General features: G+C 53.0%; 12 protein-coding genes, 1 other RNA gene and 1 pseudogene. 9 read left to right on the top strand and 5 right to left on the bottom strand.

What is annotated here, in order from left to right:
- Nucleotides 1-62 precede the first annotated feature (62 nt).
- Nucleotides 63-338, bottom strand: a complete 276-nt coding sequence (locus tag Abor_RS03030; protein WP_048840364.1) for a hypothetical protein — start codon at nucleotides 336-338, stop codon at nucleotides 63-65.
- A 290-nt stretch (nucleotides 339-628) separates the two neighbouring features.
- Between Abor_RS03030 and Abor_RS03035 the strand changes: the two genes are divergently transcribed.
- From Abor_RS03035 to Abor_RS03045, 3 genes and pseudogenes are all read left to right on the top strand, one after another.
- Nucleotides 629-1,441 carry a MetQ/NlpA family ABC transporter substrate-binding protein gene (locus Abor_RS03035; protein WP_048840365.1) on the top strand — a complete coding sequence of 271 codons (813 nt, stop codon included), beginning with the start codon at nucleotides 629-631 and terminating at the stop codon, nucleotides 1,439-1,441.
- A pseudogene (locus Abor_RS03040) lies at nucleotides 1,438-2,121 on the top strand (methionine ABC transporter ATP-binding protein); the annotation flags it as partial. The gene Abor_RS03035 and the pseudogene Abor_RS03040, both read left to right, overlap by 4 nt.
- A 37-nt stretch (nucleotides 2,122-2,158) precedes the next feature.
- Nucleotides 2,159-2,830 carry a methionine ABC transporter permease gene (locus Abor_RS03045; RefSeq protein WP_048840366.1) on the top strand — a complete coding sequence of 224 codons (672 nt, stop codon included), beginning with the start codon at nucleotides 2,159-2,161 and terminating at the stop codon, nucleotides 2,828-2,830.
- 54 nt (nucleotides 2,831-2,884) lie between these two features.
- On the opposite strand, the gene thyX is transcribed toward Abor_RS03045, so the two are convergent.
- A complete protein-coding gene (gene thyX / locus Abor_RS03050) occupies nucleotides 2,885-3,793 on the bottom strand; it encodes an FAD-dependent thymidylate synthase (RefSeq protein WP_048840367.1) in 909 nt (302 codons plus the stop codon).
- A 262-nt stretch (nucleotides 3,794-4,055) separates the two neighbouring features.
- Between thyX and Abor_RS03055 the strand changes: the two genes are divergently transcribed.
- From Abor_RS03055 to Abor_RS03075, 5 genes are all read left to right on the top strand, one after another.
- Nucleotides 4,056-4,742: an HPP family protein gene (locus Abor_RS03055; RefSeq protein ID WP_197719535.1), complete on the top strand. Its 687-nt coding sequence runs from the start codon at nucleotides 4,056-4,058 to the stop codon at nucleotides 4,740-4,742.
- Between the two features lie 29 nt (nucleotides 4,743-4,771).
- Nucleotides 4,772-5,104: a transfer-messenger RNA gene (ssrA, locus tag Abor_RS03060) on the top strand.
- A 189-nt stretch (nucleotides 5,105-5,293) separates the two neighbouring features.
- Nucleotides 5,294-5,833, top strand: a complete 540-nt coding sequence (locus Abor_RS03065; protein ID WP_048840368.1) for an SspB family protein — start codon at nucleotides 5,294-5,296, stop codon at nucleotides 5,831-5,833.
- Nucleotides 5,834-5,883: 50 nt separating this feature from the next.
- Nucleotides 5,884-7,539: a fumarate hydratase gene (locus Abor_RS03070; RefSeq protein ID WP_048840369.1), complete on the top strand. Its 1,656-nt coding sequence runs from the start codon at nucleotides 5,884-5,886 to the stop codon at nucleotides 7,537-7,539.
- Between the two features lie 58 nt (nucleotides 7,540-7,597).
- Nucleotides 7,598-7,990 (top strand): VOC family protein, encoded by a 393-nt coding sequence (locus Abor_RS03075; RefSeq protein WP_048840370.1) that lies wholly within the window; start codon nucleotides 7,598-7,600, stop codon nucleotides 7,988-7,990.
- A 68-nt stretch (nucleotides 7,991-8,058) separates the two neighbouring features.
- Here the strand turns inward: Abor_RS03075 and Abor_RS03080 are convergent, their stop codons facing one another.
- From Abor_RS03080 to alr, 3 genes are all read right to left on the bottom strand, one after another.
- Nucleotides 8,059-9,633, bottom strand: coding sequence for a glucoamylase family protein (locus Abor_RS03080; RefSeq protein WP_232014974.1), 1,575 nt, complete (start codon nucleotides 9,631-9,633; stop codon nucleotides 8,059-8,061).
- Nucleotides 9,634-10,098: 465 nt separating this feature from the next.
- Nucleotides 10,099-11,358, bottom strand: coding sequence for a D-amino acid dehydrogenase (locus Abor_RS03085; RefSeq protein ID WP_048840371.1), 1,260 nt, complete (start codon nucleotides 11,356-11,358; stop codon nucleotides 10,099-10,101).
- Between the two features lie 27 nt (nucleotides 11,359-11,385).
- On the bottom strand, nucleotides 11,386-12,522 hold the full coding sequence (gene alr / locus Abor_RS03090; RefSeq protein WP_048840372.1) for an alanine racemase: 1,137 nt from the start codon (nucleotides 12,520-12,522) through the stop codon (nucleotides 11,386-11,388).
- Nucleotides 12,523-12,659: 137 nt separating this feature from the next.
- On the opposite strand from alr, the gene Abor_RS03095 reads away from it, so the two are divergent.
- On the top strand, nucleotides 12,660-13,112 hold the full coding sequence (locus tag Abor_RS03095) for an Lrp/AsnC family transcriptional regulator (RefSeq protein WP_048840373.1): 453 nt from the start codon (nucleotides 12,660-12,662) through the stop codon (nucleotides 13,110-13,112).
- Nucleotides 13,113-13,205: the final 93 nt, after the last annotated feature.

A 13,205-nucleotide genomic window follows, 5' to 3' on the forward strand; every position in this document is an offset into this window, starting at 1 on the left:
TACCCCGCCCGGCTTTAACCCGGCGGGGTAGACCCTGTGTGCTGGGCTTAGTAGGCCTTAGCTTATTTTTTCTCTGACGCTTTTTTGTCTTTTAGGCCTTTGTCAAAAAAAGCACGGCATTTGGGGCTGAGCTTATCTTTTTTCTTTTCCATGCATTTGGTAATTTTTTCTTCGTTGGGAATAGCCAAAGTGCAGAGTTTAACCGCGTCTCCTTTGCAGGCGGCGGTTTGTTGCTCACGCAGGCTATCTGCTCTTGCTAAGGTGCTGGTGGCCAAGCAGGCAACACCCATAACGGCCAAACACAAAGGCTTTATAACGGCGTGCTTTCTAATATCCATTTTTTCAATCCCATTCGGTTTTAAAGCCAACTGACAGTGACACACCCTGCCCCGCTTTAAAGGTACTTTAACTCTTTTATAGAGCGAGACACCGCCTAGAGTTTCCTACCTGCTGCAACATGGCAAATATGTGAAGAATGCGGCCTGAAAGACACAAGATATTCCACAGACAAAGGCGTGTTATACTCTGCCATAGGTGTTAGTTCTCTTGACATTGGTAGTATCTTACATTCAATCACTCCACTCCGTTATATTCTCTTTGTTGTTTTCCTGTTTTGGGGCGGCGCGTCATGTCCTCTTCTCTCCTCTCCCGTCGGTCTGCTCTGACTTTACTTGGCAGCGCACCTTTGCTGTGCAGCACTGGGTATGCCGCAACACCGCAAACCCTGCGCATTGGCATTATGTCTGGGGAAGATGAAGATGTGTGGCATGTGGTCGCGCAAAATGCGGCCAAAGCGGGGCTTACGCTCAAGCTCACCCCGTTTTCTGACTATAACGCCCCAAACGAAGCCCTTTATGAGCACGAGTTGGACGCAAACGCTTTCCAGCATGGCCCGTTTTTAAAGGCCCAGAACGACGCCAACAATTTCCATATTGTGCCGGTAGGGAATACCTACTTTGCCCCTATTGGCCTATATTCCAGCCGTTGGCACTCTTTGGCAGACTTACCGCAAAACGCTAAAATTGGCGTACCCAACGACCCCAGCAACGAAGGCCGCGCCCTGCTGCTTTTACAAACGCTCGGGCTTATAAAACTTGCCGTTGATGCAGGCCTGACCCCAACCGCGCTAGATATTACGGAAAACCCCCGCAACATTACAGTAAAAGAGCTAGATGCAGGCGTTGTAGGCCGCACTCTGACCGACCTAGATGCCGCGGTTATTAATACCGAGTGGGCTAAAAAGTCTGGCATAGACCTTGAAAAACAGCGCATTGGCCAAGAAAGCCTGCAAAACAACCCTTATGTTTGCTTTATTGCCGTAAACGAGGCCGATAAAAACGCACCGTGGGTTGCGCCCTTGGTTGAGGCTTTTCACCAGCCCAACGTACGCCAAATTTTGCTTGATGTGTACCACGGGGCCATTGTGCCAGCGTGGTCATGACCCTGCTTGCTGTTGAAGCGATAAGCCGGAGTTTTGCTGGCCATACTGTTTTGCGCGACATTAGCTTTACCGTGCAAGCAGGTGAAAGCGTGGGCATTATTGGCCGCTCTGGGGCTGGTAAATCTACCCTGCTGCGCTGCCTTAACGCGCTGGAGCGGCCTGATACAGGCCGCATTCTGTTTGAAGGGCAAGACCTAGCGCACTTACCAGAAAAACAGCTTGTGCTGTTACGGCGTAAAATTGGCGTGGTGTTTCAGCACTTCAACCTGCTTTCTTCACGCACGGTTGCAGCCAACATTGCCCTACCGCTTGAAATTGCTGGTATGCCCAAAGCCCAGCGGCAAGAACGCGTGGCCGAGTTGCTGCACCTTGTAGGGTTAGAAGAACATGCACGTAAATACCCTGCCCTGCTCTCTGGTGGCCAAAAACAGCGCGTTGGCATAGCCCGCGCCTTAGCCGCCAACCCCGCTTTACTTTTGTGCGATGAAGCAACATCGGCCCTAGACCCAGAAACAACCACGTCTATTCTAGACCTGTTAAACCAAATCAATAAAACACTGGGCCTAACACTGGTGTTTATTACGCATGAAATGGACGTTGTGCGCCAACTGGGCCACCGTGTGCTGGTGCTTGAGCAAGGCACAATTGTTGCCGACGGCCCCCCGGCAGATATTTTGAAACCAGACAATGCCCTTTCTTCTGTTAAGGGAGCTGGCTATGTCGCGTCTTATTCTTGAGCTGCTACTGCGCGCCACCGGCGAAACGCTGGAAATGGTGCTGGCCTCTGGTTTTATTGCCGTGTTGGGTGGCCTGCCTTTGGCAGTATTTTTAACCCTTACCGGCCCAAGCGGGTTATGCCGTATGCCATGGCTCAACCGGCCCCTTGGGTTTTTAATTGATGCCGTGCGCGCCGTACCGTTTATTATTCTGCTGGTGCTGCTTATTCCGTTCACACGCATTGTGGCGGGTACGTCTTTGGGTACAGAGGCTGCTATTGTACCGCTTTCTGTTGCGGCCATTCCATACTTCGCCCGTATTGCCGAAGTCTCTTTGCAGGAAGTCGATTCTGGCCTGATAGAAGCCGTAAGAGCCATGGGCGGCACCAGATGGATGATTGTGCGCTACGTGCTTTTACCAGAAAGCCTGCCAAGCCTTATTTCAGGCTTTACGGTTACGTTGGTTACCCTTGTCGGGGCTTCTGCCATGGCGGGGGCCATTGGGGCCGGTGGCTTGGGTGACCTTGCCATACGCTATGGCTACCAGCGGTTTAACACCACGGTTATGCTGGGTGTTGTGGCTGTTTTGATTGTTTTGGTAACGGGGCTGCAAGCCTTAGGTAACCTGCTCTCACGCACATTGCGGCATGACGCCCCTATGCGTGGCGCTTAATTAAAGCCGCGCCACGCTTCTGCTTCTGCTTCTGCTTCTGCTTCTGGCCTACCCTTAACCTTTAAGGGTGGCCATCATTTCATCCCATTCGCGCTTGCTTAGGCCTGTGCCTTCACGCTCTACAGTTTCACCAGCCAGCATACGGCGCACAACTTTCATCATGCTGGCAGAGAATGTTACCGCGCCACGGCGGTATTCTTCAAACGCGGTTGCGGTCTGAGGTAGCCAGGCATGCAGCACTTTCAGCATGACCTCCGCATATGCCCGAATTTCGTACTGGGCGTGGGGGTCTAGGCGCAGAGCAAGGAAGTGCATGAGGTTATGCAGGTCTATCTTCCAATACCACTGTGTGTACGTGTTCAGGGTCAGGTTAATACGGGCCAGCTCACGCGCTAGGCCGTAGCCTTCGTCTGTATCCAGCATTTTTTCGTAGTTGCTGTAGGTGCGCATGGCATCGTTACGCAAAATATCCAGCACGTCTGCTGCGGCCTCGCTGCCCAGCACATCGCCACGGCCTTGGCGGTTTACCTCGCTCTGGGCCGCCATATGTTCTGGGGCGGGCAAATAGAACTCACTATCTAAAATAGAATAGCGGGCTGAGTATTCGTTCACGCTGGCCATACGGTGGCGAATCCACTGGCGGGCAATGAAGATGGGCAGTTTGACGTGAAATTTGATTTCACACATTTCAAATGGAGAAGAATGGCGGTGGCGCATAAGGTAACGAATAAGCCCGGCATCTTCTGACACCTTGCGGGTACCACGCCCGTAAGACACGCGGGCAGCCTGCACAACGGCTGCGTCATCGCCCATATAATCGATAACACGTAAAAAGCCGTGGTCGAGCACTTCTTGGGGTTCGTACAGCATAGCTTCAAGGGCGGGAACGGTCGGGCGGCGCGTGGCGCTCGTTTCCTTGGCGTGCGCGGCTATTTCAGCACGCTGTGCATCGGTCAGTGACATGGTGTTCCCCCATTGAAAGCAGGCAAATTAGCGCCATACAAAAGTCTGCCCCACCCTATACAGACACAGAACAAGCGGGACAAATGAAGAAGCGTGAACATACCACACGAAGACTAATAACCCCTCTCTGTGGCACCACATAACAACACACCCACAATAAAAAGCATTTCTCGCACATCTTTTACGGCTGCAAACCAGACAAGCACGCCGCGCGTTGCTATGACGCTAAGACTTTCTAATTTGCTTTTTTATGAGCACTGCCGTGATTAATTTTTTTGCATATTTTACGCGCGTCAAAACGGCCTTACAAAACGCACCGTATGCTATGTTGGCAGGGTTAGGGGCGGTATGCGGCATTATGGCCTGCCTTGTTTTAACCGGGTTGGTAACACCCGCTACCTTGCCAGCCATTGTGGCCCCTATTGGTGCCTCTAGCGTGCTGGTTTTTGCCCTACCGGCCAGCCCGCTTGCCACGCCACGGGCTGTTATTGGTGGCAATACCCTTTCTGCCGCCATAGGCATTGCCATAGGTCTGCTTATACCCAACCCATTACTGGCGGCTGGGCTTGCTGTGGGCCTTGCCATTGTGCTTATGGCCGCAAGCCGTACCCTGCACCCACCCGGCGGTGCCGCAGCACTCACAGCGGTTATGCTGCACCCCAATACCCTGCCTTTCAGCACAGACCTAACATTCCCGCTGCTACCAGTCTGTTTAAACTCCAGTATTCTTGTGGGGGTTGGTATGCTCTTTCACCGCTTTAGCGGGCACAGCTACCCCCACCGCGCCCCAACCGTACCCCTGCAAACGCAGCAAGAAGCGGGATTAAAGCATGAAGACATCGTCTCTGCCCTTAACGCCACAGACGACGTGTTTGACATTGATACCAAAGACCTAGAGCGCCTGCTTATACTCGCCGAGCACCACGCCAAGCAGCGCCGCACCCCATAACTGCCGCCCTGCACACACTTTACATGTACCCTCTTGCAATCCGGCCTTATGGCACTTATGTTTGGCAGTGCAGGAGGGGCTTGCCCCTTGGCTATGGCGATAAACGGAACGTGGAATAAGCGTAGTGGACCCGGGGGCAGTACCCGGCGTCTCCACCATAAAATCCGGCCTTTAGGGGCATGGACAGATGGGGACGAAACAGGCTCGACACGCGTGGTAAAGACCTTCTTTTTGCCCGGCATTGTACCGCCGTTATCGGGCTAAACTTACAAGTGCCAATGATAACACTGAGGTGCTCGCTGTCGCTGCATAAGCGATAAGCGCGGTTCGGGAGGGCACCGGGCAACAGAAGCCCTCCCACTTTGCCTTTATTTTTTTACCCCGCATGGCCTGCAAGCGCAGGCGCATAAAACCCTTGTGCTTTTATGCTTACTTTGAAGAAACATGCACTCCTCACTTGCACTTGCTTCTCCTTTGCCGCATGCCTGACAGCAACCGTAGACGAACAAACCCGGGTTTTTCTTACCGGTGTGCCAAACAGGAGAGCTGCCATGGCAGATGACCACGACAACACCCCAGAAAACGGTGCCTTCCCCCCCGAAAGCCAACTGCCTTACGAGCAATGGCTGGAAGCCGCTTACCGTGATGTCATGCTCAAGGCGCTTGACTATGTCGGCCGTGAAGGACTGTCTGGTGAGCATCACTTTTACCTGACATTTCGCACAGACCTGCCGGGGGTAGAAATTCCCTCCCGCCTGCGGGCACAATACCCCCATGAAATGACCATTGTGCTCCAGCACCAGTTTTGGGATCTGAACGTCAATTACGACACCAAAATCGTGTCTGTTGGCCTGTCTTTTGGGGGTGTTGGGTCTATTCTGGTTATTCCGTTTGGGGCCTTTACCGGCTTTGCAGACCCTGCCATTCACCTCAGCATGCAGTTCTCCGCTGATGAAGCGGCAACACTCCCCCAAACCACCCCAGAGGCAGAAGAAAACACCGAAGAAGCAGAGCCCACAGCAGAAAGTGATGCCTCTTCTCAGGTTGTGAGCCTTGACGCTTTTCGTAAGAAAGGGCCATCACCCGCTTAAAGCCCCCACTTAAAATACCACGGGGGCGCGGCCATGGAGATGATGCACACATGAACAGCCAGCCCCCCCGCCCGCCTGTGCCTGCCTTCACGTACTCCCCCATTTTTCCGTTGGGGGAAGACACAACCACCTACCGTAAGGTAGAAATTGAAGGTGTGAGCACATCGCACTGTGGCGGCAAAACCATTTTGCACATTACGCCAGAAGCCCTGACTGAATTTACAGCGCAGGCGTTTCATGAAGTGGCCCATTACCTGCGGCCCAAACACCTTGAGCAGCTTGCCAGCATTCTCAAAGACCCCGAAGCCTCGGACAATGACCGCTTTGTGGCGCTAGACCTGCTCAAAAACGCCTGCATTGCTGCGGGCGGCGTGCTGCCTATGTGCCAAGACACCGGCACGGCCATTGTGTTTGGTAAAAAAGGCCAACGTGTGTGGGTTGAAGGCGATGAGGAAGTAGCCTTCTCTAAAGGTGTGTTTGAAACCTACACCCGCACCAACCTGCGTTATTCGCAAATGGCGCCTCTCTCCATGTTTGAAGAGAAAAACACCGGCACCAACCTGCCAGTGCAGTGCGATATTTTTGCAAGCCCCGCCACCCACCACGATGAACAGTTTGACCTGATGTTTGTGGCCAAGGGCGGTGGCTCTGCCAATAAAACGTTCCTGTTTCAGGAAACCCGCGCCCTGCTGGGGTCTGAGCAGAAGCTGCTTGAGTGGTTAGACACAAAAATTAAAACCTTGGGCACCTCTGCCTGCCCGCCTTACCACTTGGCTATTGTTATTGGCGGTATGTCTGCCGAGCAAACGCTTAAAACAGTCAAGCTGGCCTCTACCCACTGGTACGACAGCCTGCCCACCAGCGGTAGCCCCACGGGCCATGCTTTCCGTGATGTAGAGATGGAACAGAAAATTCTGGGCCTAACCCGCAAACTCGGCATTGGCGCACAATTTGGCGGCAAATATTTCTGCCACGATGTACGGGTTATCCGCCTACCGCGCCACGGGGCCTCTCTGCCGGTTGGCATGGGGGTTTCGTGCTCAGCAGACCGCCAGATTAAAGCCCGCATTACAGCAGATGGCTTTTTTCTGGAACAGCTTGAGCACGACCCAGCCCGCTTTCTGCCAGAAACCACAGACGAGCATTTGGGCGGCGATGCCATTAAAATTGACCTTAACCGCCCAATGGATGAGATTCGCAAAGAGCTGTCTCAATACCCGGTTAAAACCCGCCTAGCCTTAACCGGCACCGTGGTGGTGGCGCGCGACATTGCGCACGCCAAATTTAAAGAACGCCTAGACCGCGGCGAAGACCTGCCACAATACCTTAAAGACCACCCGGTTTACTACGCAGGCCCAGCCAAAACCCCACAAGGTATGGCTACGGGTTCTTTTGGCCCCACAACTGCCGGGCGTATGGACTCTTACGTGTCTGAACTGCAAGCGCATGGCGGCTCTTTTGTTATGCTGGCCAAAGGCAACCGCTCCAAAGCTGTCAAAGACGCCTGCCAGAAATATGGTGGTTTTTACCTTGGCTCTGTTGGCGGCCCCGCTGCCCGCTTGGCCCAAGACTGTATCCGTAAGGTAGAAGTGCTGGAATACCCAGAGCTCGGCATGGAAGCCGTCTGGAAAATTGAAGTTGAAGACTTTCCAGCGTTTATTGTTATCGACGACAAAGGCAATGACTTCTACGCTGAGTTAAGCTGAGCCATGCAGCAGCCCGTCCGGCTTACAGGGCGGGCCAACCAGAGGAGCCTTGCGTTTCATGCGCTTTACCGTTGACCGAATGGACCATGCCGTCCTGACCGTGAGAGACGTTGAAATTTCAGCCTCGTGGTACCAGCGTGTGCTGGGTATGGAGCGCGAGGAATACGGGCGTAATAACCGCACAGCCCTGCGTTTTGGTGGCCAAAAACTAAACCTGCGCCCCCAAGACGCCACCGGATGGGACACAGCCGTACACGCCCTGCCCGGCGGTAATGACCTCTGTTTTGTAACCGCTGTTACCAGCGATGATATTGTAGACCACCTTAAAACCTGTGGCGTAAGCATTGTAGAAGGCCCTATTGCCCGCTTAGGTGCGCTAGGCCCGCTTACCTCTGTCTATTGCCACGACCCAGACCAAAACCTGATAGAAATAGCGTCTTACCAAGGCTAAAAAACCAAAGAGCCTGCACAGGGTAAACCCGTGCAGGCTCTTTGGTTTTAAGGGAGTTCACCACCCGTTTAAGGTGTTGCGGTAGCCGGGCTAACGGTTGCTGTGGTCGGGTTGGGCGTTGCTGTGCCAGCCTGCTTTTTTACCTCATCAAGCCAGCCACCTTTAAAGCCTGCCCGCTCAAGCCCGGCTCTAATAGCCGGGTTACGCTTCATGACAGACCACACAAAGCCACTGCGCCGGTTTTCCAGCATGAGCAAAATAGGCCCCTGATCAATGCCAAGATAGGCCGTGTCTGACCAGAAAGGCTGGTTGTTATGGTGAAAGCTGGGGTTGAAGGCATCAACAAAGCCATATTGCCCATAAATACGGCTGCCGTAACGGCGCTTCATTTCCCGTAAGGCAGGCACGGCAATTTCTGGAGCAAATGCTACAGCGCCACCTGCGGCGGTAGGGGCAATGGTGCCATCATCTTGCGTGTAATCACGCCCTGCCCCACGCGCAGAATACGAAAGAAAATGGCGCGTTAGCCCATTGTCGGTTTCTGTTAGTTCACCGGGGCCATCGCTTGCAGTAAGGCCCCAGACTTCTGGCCCGTAATCCTGCCATTTACCGGGGTTTGCTATGGCATAAGCGCGCTGTGCATACGTGGCACGGCGGCTGTTTTCAAAGTAATCTATGCCTTTTTGGCGGTTCCAGTCGTCCTGAATACCTCTAAAATCAATCCAGGAATGGGTATATTGGTGCCCAAACAACGGTGCAAAATTGAGCAGGGTTTGGCCGTAATATTCGCCCCACCGTTTGTCGTTTGTGGTCAACCATGCCTGCCATGATGACGGCGCCAAGGGGTGCAGGGTAGAACCAAGGCCCAGCACATAGGCCATCATGCCCTCGCTGTACCCTTCCCAATAATTAGGCAGAAATTTATGCTCAGGCGACCAGCCCATACTTAACCTATGGTCAGGGCGGCATAACCACGGCCAGTCAACATCTTGGTACAGGGCATTGGCTAAATGCCTAATCTCACGCTCTGCTGGGGTATTGGCTGTATAATAGCTTTCTACAAACAAAATACCCTGCATAAGCAAGGCTGTGTCAATGCTGGAAAGCTCAATATCCGGGTTTAAACGTAAGCCGGTCTCACGGTTTAAGAAGTGATAGAAAAAACCATGAAAGCCCGCAGCTTTATTGGGCGTATCGTTTTGCGGCAGGCTTTTGAGGTAGCGCAAAGTCACTAAGGTGCGCTGTACGGCCTGCGCATGTGTAATATAGCCCCGCTCTGCCCCAATACCGTAAGCCGTCAGGCCAAAGCCTATAGAGGCCACACTCGCTTGCGTTTGGTCAGACGGGTAACGGTCTGGCACCAAGCCGGTTTTGGCGCTGCCTGCGTCCCAAAACCAAGAAAACGTGCGGTGCTCAAGGTCTTCAAGCAACTGCGTATCTGACGATGTCAAAATAAACGCTTTGGCAGAATCAACGGGGGTTTGTGCAACAGGCGGTGCGGGCACCTGTGCGGGGAGAGCTGTTGGGGCCAGTGCTGTAGCAGGCTGGCTTTGGGCGGCATGCGCGTAAGAAACCCCACCACAAGCAAAAGCCGCACCCCCCATACCGGCCAAAGCGGTGCGGGAAAAAAGAGAAAACGGCATAGCAGCCGGGGTTCGCATTTTTTTCAAAAACGTCTTTACTCTCATAACCTCTGCCGTATGCCCCTCTTTGTATGCCCTTTAGGCTTTTGCCACAGATTTGCATGCTGTTTCATCATGCAAAATAGGCAGTTCCATGTCATAGCCATGACAGTATAACGTTTCTGCCCTGCATCGTTTTAAAAGCAACGTCAAATGGTTACGCCTAAAGCGGACATACTCTTAGTTTCTGCACGTAAAAACATTTCGTGCCGCCACAAGACACCTGCTGGGCAGCTATCACAGGGTGCTAGGCCCCATACGGCATACGGCATACGGCATACGGCATACGGCATACGGCATACGGCAAGACCGAACAGAAAGTATGTTGGGCCTCAACACGACATTTGGCCCAAGCGCAAAAAATTCTGGGGCCATTTTCTAACCCCAGAGTTTTGCCGATCCAACGTGATGAAGGGAATGCCAGAATTAAGAGAGATCGTAACGAAAAACGTTCAGATCTTCGTAGGCAATATCAGGTTTTTTACCAGACATAATATCTGCCAGCACTCGGCCAGAGCCGCACGCCATTGTCCAACCCAATGTACCATGGCCAGTGTTTAAAAACAGGTTTTCAAGCCCTGTACGGCCAATAATAGGGGTGCCATCGGGTGTCATAGGGCGCAGGCCTGTCCAGAAAGAAGCGCCCGGTACATCACAACACCCAGCAAACAGGTCTGTTACAGAATGTTCCAGCGTTTCGCGCCGAGGTTTGCGCAGGCGGCGGCTAAAGCCTGCCAGCTCCGCCGTACCGCCCACGCGCACGCGGTTACCCAAACGGGTAATGCCAATTTTAAAGGTTTCATCCATAATGGTTGAAACCGGGGCACGGGCTGCGTCTGTAATATCGGCGGTAAGCGAATAACCTTTAACCGGGTAAATTGGTAAATCCATACCCAAAGGCCGCGCCAATGCGGGAGAGAAGCTCCCTAATGACAACACATAACTGTCTGCTGTCATAACCCCACGGCTGGTTTCAACCGCCGTAACCCGGCCATTGTCAGACAAAATCTGTTTAATTTTGGTGTTGTAGAGAAATTTCACACCTGCTTTTGCAGCCATGCCAGCCAGTGTCTGGGTAAATTTAAATGCATCACCTGTTTCATCACCCGGTAGGCGCAGGCCACCAACAATTTTATGCGCGGCCTCTGCAAGCCCCGGCTCGGCTTTTACGCAGGCCTCGCGGTCAAGCACTTCATAGGGCACCTGATATTGCTTAAGCACAGCAATATCGAGCGCAGCGCCATCAAGCTGCTTTTGTGTACGAAAAACCTGCAAAGTGCCCTGCTGCCGGTCATCGTAAGTAATGCCTGTTTCTTTACGCAGGTCGCACATCACGTCACGGCTATATTCAGCAAGGCGCACCATACGGCCCTTGTTACGGTCGTAAGCCTCTGTGGTGCAGTTTTCGAGCATCTGCCACAGCCATTTCCACAAATGGGGGTCTGGCATAGGCCAAAACACAAATGGCCGGTACGCCATCATCAACCATTTAACAGATTTTACAGGCACACCCGGCCCAGCCCACGGAGCAGAATACCCCGGAGAAACCTGCCCAGCATTGGCAAAGCTTGTTTCCATACCCGCTTCGGGCTGGCGGTCTATAACCGTAACCTCATGCCCTGCCTGTGCGAGATACCAAGCCGACGTAACCCCAACAACACCGCCACCTAAAACAAGAACTTTCATAAATAGAGCCCTTTATTTTTGTTAGTTTCAGACTGGAGAAGGCTGGTTGTGGTACACGCGATGATAGCGCCGCCCCAGTGAGGTAAGAATTTCGTAGCCAATTGTGCCTTCTGCCTTGGCCACATCATCTACGCCGTATTGGTCGTTAAGCAGGTCAACCAAAGTCTCTGCCCCTAAGGCTGCCTCTGGCACGCCAGAGACATCAACGGTTAGGGAGTCCATAGAAATACGGCCCAGAATGGGGAGTTTATGGCCTTCAAACCAAGCACACCCGGTAGTCGCCCCGGCGCGGGCAAAACCATCTGCATAGCCGGTAGCCAACGTTGCTATGCGGCACGGGCCGCTGGCTTGCCATGTCAGGCCATAGCCAACCCGGTCACCTTTTTTCAGGTAGCGTGTTTGCAGCACACGGGCCTGTAAACGCACTACTGGTTGTAAGGGGTTAGGGCCTTGCGTGTTAGGGGCCACGCCATAGAGGGCCGCACCGGGCCGCACCAAATTTTGGTGAAAATTTTGCCCCACAAAAATACCAGAAGACGCCGCCAAACTCAGCGGAGCCTTGGGCAAAACACTGGCATAGCGCAACAGGCAGGCCAGTTGCTGCGCGTTAGCCGGGTCTTGCGGCGTATCTGCACAAGCAAGGTGGCTCATAAGCAAAGACAGCGAAATACCGTTCAGCAGGTCAGGGCTTTCAGCCAAGAGCGCAACATCTGCCCCAGACAGGCCAAAACGAGACATACCCGTATCAAGCTGCAAAACAGCATTTTGCTGCTGGCCAGTACTATGGGCGTATGCTTTGAGCTCTGCCACCTGCTCCAAAGAGTTAAGCACAGGGCGCAAACCGGCTTGCAAACACTCTGCCAAGGCCTGCGGGCGGGCACCGTGTAGCACCGTAATGCGCGCCTGAGCCGAAAGTGCAGGTTTCAGTGCAAGACCTTCATCAACATGGGCAACAAAAAATTCTTTAGCTCCAGCCTGCTCTAAAGCCTCCGCCACCTGTATGGCCCCTAGGCCGTAGGCATCAGACTTAACGACAGCAGCACATGTTGCCCCCTGCACTTTTTGGGCCAGAAATTTGTAGTTTTCTGTAATAGCGCCAAGATCAATCGTAAGAACGGCACCAGCCCTATGCGCAGGCCACGAGGCAACAACCGGCAGAGACATTGAATCAGTACCCCATACTGTTTCGATATAAAAACTTTATCAGGATATCTATGGAATATCCTGCTGATCTGTCGCATAATTATGCATTATACGGCAAATTATTCGTATAATATTTCAAAAATGCCGAGATTAACCACATGATCTTCGACCGAGTAACAGACGCTATAGTGCGCCAATTGCAGCACGATGGCCGCATGAGCAACGCTGAGCTTGCGCAAAAGGTTGGGCTTTCTCCCTCAGCCTGCTTGCGCCGCGTTAAGTTGTTGGAACAAAAAGGTGTTATACAAGGCTACCGCGCCATTATAGACCGTAACGCCACCCTCTCTATGGCCACGGTTATTGTGCAAATTACCCTTGAGCGGCAAACAGAAGACTGCCTACGCCGCTTTGAGAGCCGCGTAAAAGAGTGCGCCGATGTAAAAGAATGTTACCTTATGACCGGCGATGCAGACTATCTGCTCCGTGTAGAAGCGCAGGATATGTCTGATTACGAGCGTATTCATAAAGAAGAACTCTCGCGCATGCCCGGTGTTGTACGCATACAAAGCAACTTTGCCATTCGCCCCGTTGTACAAGGCTGGAAAGGCTAAGCCCCATACGCAAACACCCTGCCTGAAAAGAATATCTTTTCGGGCAGGGTGTCGCAAACTGGAACCTTTATGCGCTTCTTACCTGCGTGCAGA

The organism is Acetobacter orientalis (genome assembly GCF_000963965.1).
In the GTDB taxonomy this organism is placed as follows: domain Bacteria; phylum Pseudomonadota; class Alphaproteobacteria; order Acetobacterales; family Acetobacteraceae; genus Acetobacter; species Acetobacter orientalis.

Coding starts and splice junctions, on each gene's coding strand:
- Abor_RS03030 (WP_048840364.1), bottom strand. CDS start 338: ATGGATATTAGAAAGCACGCCGTTATAAAGCCTTTGTGTTTGGCCGTT.
- Abor_RS03035 (WP_048840365.1), top strand. CDS start 629: ATGTCCTCTTCTCTCCTCTCCCGTCGGTCTGCTCTGACTTTACTTGGC.
- Abor_RS03045 (WP_048840366.1), top strand. CDS start 2,159: ATGTCGCGTCTTATTCTTGAGCTGCTACTGCGCGCCACCGGCGAAACG.
- thyX (WP_048840367.1), bottom strand. CDS start 3,793: ATGTCACTGACCGATGCACAGCGTGCTGAAATAGCCGCGCACGCCAAG.
- Abor_RS03065 (WP_048840368.1), top strand. CDS start 5,294: ATGGCAGATGACCACGACAACACCCCAGAAAACGGTGCCTTCCCCCCC.
- Abor_RS03070 (WP_048840369.1), top strand. CDS start 5,884: ATGAACAGCCAGCCCCCCCGCCCGCCTGTGCCTGCCTTCACGTACTCC.
- Abor_RS03075 (WP_048840370.1), top strand. CDS start 7,598: ATGCGCTTTACCGTTGACCGAATGGACCATGCCGTCCTGACCGTGAGA.
- Abor_RS03080 (WP_232014974.1), bottom strand. CDS start 9,633: ATGCCGTTTTCTCTTTTTTCCCGCACCGCTTTGGCCGGTATGGGGGGT.
- Abor_RS03085 (WP_048840371.1), bottom strand. CDS start 11,358: ATGAAAGTTCTTGTTTTAGGTGGCGGTGTTGTTGGGGTTACGTCGGCT.
- alr (WP_048840372.1), bottom strand. CDS start 12,522: ATGTCTCTGCCGGTTGTTGCCTCGTGGCCTGCGCATAGGGCTGGTGCC.
- Abor_RS03095 (WP_048840373.1), top strand. CDS start 12,660: ATGATCTTCGACCGAGTAACAGACGCTATAGTGCGCCAATTGCAGCAC.